Source organism: Actinomycetospora sp., from assembly GCF_055612215.1.
This window is the reverse complement of record NZ_JBVPVA010000185.1, coordinates 1-4,386: the sequence shown is the minus strand read 5'-3', so window position 1 is coordinate 4,386 and position 4,386 is coordinate 1. Positions and strand designations below refer to the sequence as shown.

The window sequence follows — 4,386 nt, the reverse complement described above, 5'->3', positions numbered from 1 at the left end:
GCAGCCAGGAGACCCCGTTGGGGGCGTCGGCGTCGCGCACGGCGGTGAACAGGTCGTCGGGGTCGGTCAGCCGGGCCTCCTGGCGCAGGTAGATGCGCCACGCCGTGCCGGTGTACTCCCAGTACATGTCGATCGCCCCGGTGGTCAGGGCCGAGCGGACGGTGTCCGAGCCCTGGGTGTCGCACCGGTCGACGACGTTCGCTCCCGCGGACTGCAGCAGCGCGATCGTCATCCGGCACAACAGCAGCTGCTCGTCGAACTCCTTCGACCCCACCACGTAGGTCTGGCCGGACAGGTCGACGTCGTGCGCGAAGCTCCCGGGGGCGGTCAGGCGGGGCGGTGGCGTGCTCGAGCAGCCCGCGGCGAGGGTGGCGACGCAGCACAGGGCGAGGACGGCGGCGGTGAGCCGGGGGAGCAGTCGGACACGCCCCATGCCGTTCCTTCCGGGGATCGCGGTCGTGCGGGTGGAGTGGCGCCCCCGGGACGGGAGGCCTGCGCAGACGACGGCGGGGAGGCCCCGGAGGACCTCCCCGCCGTCGTTGCCGTCGTGCTCCGCGCCGGGTGGGCCCCGGCCCGGTCAGCGCCGGCCCGGTCCGTGGCGAACCGGTACGGCGGGCCGGATCAGGACTGGCCGATCAGGCCCTGCTGCTGGAGCCAGGTCTTCGCCACCTGGGCCGGGTCCTGGCCCTGCGACGAGATCTGGCCGTTGAGGCCCAGCATGGTGTTGTAGTCGAGCCGCTTCGCGATCTCGTTGGACACCTGCACGACGCCCGGCGCCCGCGCCGCCACGTCACCACGGATGGTGTTCGAGGCGTTGTAGATCGGGAAGAAGTTCTTGTCGTCGGGCAGCGCCACCAGCTTCAGGCCGGGGATGCGGCCGTCGGTGGTGAACACCTCGCCGAACTTGCAGGGGTTGCCGTTGGCGGTCGCCTGGTAGACGACGCCGGTGTCGAGCGTGGTGACGGCCGGCGGCGAGCTGTACGGCTTGGTGACGCCGTAGGTGCGCAGCAGGTTGGGCAGGCCGTCGTCACGGCCGGCGAACTCGGGCTCCACGCAGAGCGTGGCGTTCGGGTTGCCGGAATTGATGAAGTTCGCCCAGTCCGTCGTGTTCTTGATGTTGTTCTGCTGCGCGAACGCCTGCGTGGTGCCGATGGCGTACGTGTTGTTGAACGGCGTCGGGTTGGTCCAGACGATGTTGTTCTGCTTCTTGTCCAGGTCCCGCGTCGCGATGTACTGCTGCATCGGGTCCTTGATCACCTGGGTCTGCTTCAGGTCGGTGATCCAGCCGGTGCCCGTGTAGGACCAGTACATGTCGACCTGGCCGCTGGTCAGGGCGGCCCGCGCGGCGGCGGAGCCCTGGATGCCGCAGCGGTCGTTGACGGTGGCCCCGACGGACTGCAGCGCCTGCACCTGCGCCTTGCACAGGAACAGCTGCTCGTCGAAGTCCTTGCCGCCGACGGTGAACGTCTGGCCCGCGAGGTTGATGCCGCTCGCGGCGAGGCTGCCGCCGGTGGCCGCCGGCTGACCGCTGCCGGACAGGCCCCCGCAGCCTGCCGCGAGCAGGGCGGTGGCCGCCAGCGTGACCGCCGACGCCTTCCACCCGCGCAGACGGCTCAGCCTCGGCTGACCGCCCGGAGTCTTCACCTGCACTGGTCGCATCTCCTTCGTCGTGCGAGGTCCCCGGTGGGACCTCGGCCTGGGTCGTGCCTGATCTTGCGGAGTTGCACGGCACGGGCGGACTCCCTCGATCCGCCCGGGCCGCTCGTCCACCCGGCGGTCGTCCCGACCGGGCGTCCCGTCAGCCCGACCGGCTGACGATGGCCCGCTCGGCGACGCCGGCCAGCCAGTCGATGAGCAGCGCGAGCGCGGCGATGATCACGCCGCTGACGAACAGCAGGTTGATGCGGTTGAGCCGCAGCGCCTGCTGGACGAGCTCGCCGAGCCCGCCCGCCCCGATGTAGGTGGCCAGGGTGGCCGTGCCGACGTTGAGCACGAGCGCCACGCGCAGGCCGGCCACGATGACCGGGACCGCGAGCGGGATCTCGACCCGGAAGAGGGTCTGCCGCGAGGACATGCCCATTCCGCGGGCCGCCTCGATGAGTGCCTGGTCGACCTGCTGGAGACCGACCACGGTGTTGCGGAGCACGGGCAGCAGCGCGGCGAGCGTGAGGCCGATGACCGCGCTGCGGACCCCGAACTCCCAGAAGCCGAGCAGCAGCAGCACGCCGAAGGGCGGCAGCGCCTGGGCGAACCCGCCGAGGGCGAGCACGGGGCCCTGGACCCGGCGGGCGCCGGACCGGCTGAGCGCGATGCCGACCGGCACCGCGATCACGAGCACCAGGACCGTCGAGTACAGCGTGAGCAGCAGGTGCTGCCCCAGCTGGCTGAGCACGTTCTCCGGTTCGAGGGCGCGTGTCTCGATCGAGTCGAGGTTCCGGGTGCTGACGTAGAAGTAGGTGACCAGCAGGAGGATCACGACGATGATCGGGGCGACCAGCAGGTCGTAGTTGGCCCGGATCGCCCCCAGGAACCCGCCGCCGGAGCTGCCCTTGGCCTTCTGCTGCGCCGGGGTGGGGACCCCGGGCTGCAGGTCGACCGCGGTCACCGACTCCGCTCCCGCGTCTTGAGGCCCGCGACGAGGTCGTTCCAGTGCAGGACGCCCTGGGCCACGCCCTCGTCGTCGACGACCGCGACCAGCGAGGCCGCGCCGTCGAGCATGACGTCCACGGCGTCGTAGACCGTGCCCGAGAGCGGCACCGTCACCAGCTGCGTGCCGGCGGCGTCGCGGTCGGCGAGGTGGCGCCACGACACCGGGCGGCCCTGCGCGTCGACCTCGGCGACCGGGGTGCCGTTGCGGTTGCCCACCGCGGACTCCTCGGTCTCGATCGGGTGCAGCTCGAGGCGGGAGAGCTCGAGCAGCGACAGGCGCCGCACGGCCGCGCCGCCGCCCACGAAGTCGGACACGAAGTCGTCCGCCGGGCGGGTGAGCACGGTGTCCGGGTCGTCGTACTGCGCGAGCCGACCGCCGGTGGCGAAGACCGCGATCCGGTCGCCGAGCTTCACCGCCTCCTGCAGGTCGTGGGTGACGAAGGCGATCGTCTTGCCCACCGTGCGCTGGATCTCGAGGAACTCGTCCTGGAGGCGGTCACGGGTGATCGGGTCGATCGCGCCGAACGGCTCGTCCATGAGCATGACCGGCGGGTCCGCGGCGAGGGCGCGGGCGACGCCGACGCGCTGCTGCTGGCCGCCCGAGAGCTGGCGCGGGTAGCGGTCCCGGTAGGTCGCGGGCTCGAGCCCGACGAGGTGGAGCAGCTCGTCGGCTCGCTCCTTGATCCTGTTCTTGTCCCAGCCGAGCATCTTCGGGACGACGCCGATGTTGTCGGCGATCGAGAAGTGCGGGAAGAGCCCGCCCTGCTGGATGACGTAGCCGATCTTGCGGCGCAGCTGGTCGCCGTTGACGTCGGTGACGTCGTCCCCGTCGAGCAGGATGCGCCCCGAGGTCGGCTCGATGAGCCGGTTCATCATCTTGAGCGTGGTCGTCTTGCCGCAGCCGGACGGGCCGATGAGCATGACGATCTCGCCCTTGGGCACCACCATGTCCAGGCGCTCGACGGCCGGCGCGGTGGATCCCGGATAGATCTTCTCGACGGCTTCCAGGACGATCATGTTCTCGGTCTCAGACACGGATCCCCCTCGGGATGGTCAGGCGCGACACGATGGCGAAGACGATTTCGTAGACGGCGGCGACCACGAGGCACATGACCGTGCCGATGAGGACCTGGGGGAAGGCGTTCGCCGCGCCGATGCGGGTGATGCCGGTGAGCAGGAGCTTGCCGAGACCCGGGCCCTGCACGATCGAGGCGACCACCGCGATGGAGATCGAGATCAGCGTCGTGACCCGGATGCCGTTGAGGATGACCGGCCAGGCCAGCGGCAGCTGGATGGTGAGGAGCCGACGGACGCGCCCGTAACCCAGCCCGCGGGCCGACTCCAGCACCGAGCGGTCGACCGCGGTGAGCCCGGCGACGGTGTTCCGGAGCACGGTGTAGAGCGTGTAGATCGTCAGCACGATGATCGCGGTCGTCGTCCCGAGCCCGGTGATGGGCAGGAACAGCACGAACAGCGCGAGCGAGGGCACCGTGAGCACGGCCGCCGTGACGAGGAGCGAGCCCTCACGGACGCCGGTGGCCCACCAGTCGAAGCTGAACCGGCGGGGGTTCGGCTCGCCGGTGGACACGATGAGCCCGAGGACGATGCTGATGATCGACCCGGTGGCCACGCAGTAGAGGACGAACTGGGCGTGCTGGACGGTGAGGTTGATGATCTGCGCGCTGTTCGCCGCGAAGTACTGGAAGACGTTCACGACACTCCTTCCTTTCTGGTCGG

General features: G+C 70.6%; 5 protein-coding genes. All 5 read right to left on the bottom strand.

The genetic code is table 11. The features are described from left to right. Positions 1 to 433 (bottom strand): glycine betaine ABC transporter substrate-binding protein (locus AC0CYZ_RS05175; protein WP_472212995.1); only part of this gene is annotated, 433 nt, incomplete at its 3' end. 188 nt (positions 434 to 621) lie between these two features. Further along, positions 622 to 1,659 (bottom strand): glycine betaine ABC transporter substrate-binding protein, encoded by a 1,038-nt coding sequence (locus tag AC0CYZ_RS05170; RefSeq protein WP_472212994.1) that lies wholly within the window; start codon positions 1,657 to 1,659, stop codon positions 622 to 624. 139 nt (positions 1,660 to 1,798) lie between these two features. Continuing rightward, positions 1,799 to 2,605, bottom strand: a complete 807-nt coding sequence (locus tag AC0CYZ_RS05165) for an ABC transporter permease (RefSeq protein ID WP_472212992.1) — start codon at positions 2,603 to 2,605, stop codon at positions 1,799 to 1,801. Continuing rightward, a complete protein-coding gene (locus tag AC0CYZ_RS05160) occupies positions 2,602 to 3,666 on the bottom strand; it encodes an ABC transporter ATP-binding protein (RefSeq protein ID WP_472212997.1) in 1,065 nt (354 codons plus the stop codon). The genes AC0CYZ_RS05165 and AC0CYZ_RS05160 overlap by 4 nt, the downstream gene beginning before the upstream one ends. A 10-nt stretch (positions 3,667 to 3,676) precedes the next feature. Next, positions 3,677 to 4,363 (bottom strand): ABC transporter permease, encoded by a 687-nt coding sequence (locus AC0CYZ_RS05155; protein ID WP_472212990.1) that lies wholly within the window; start codon positions 4,361 to 4,363, stop codon positions 3,677 to 3,679. Positions 4,364 to 4,386: the final 23 nt, after the last annotated feature.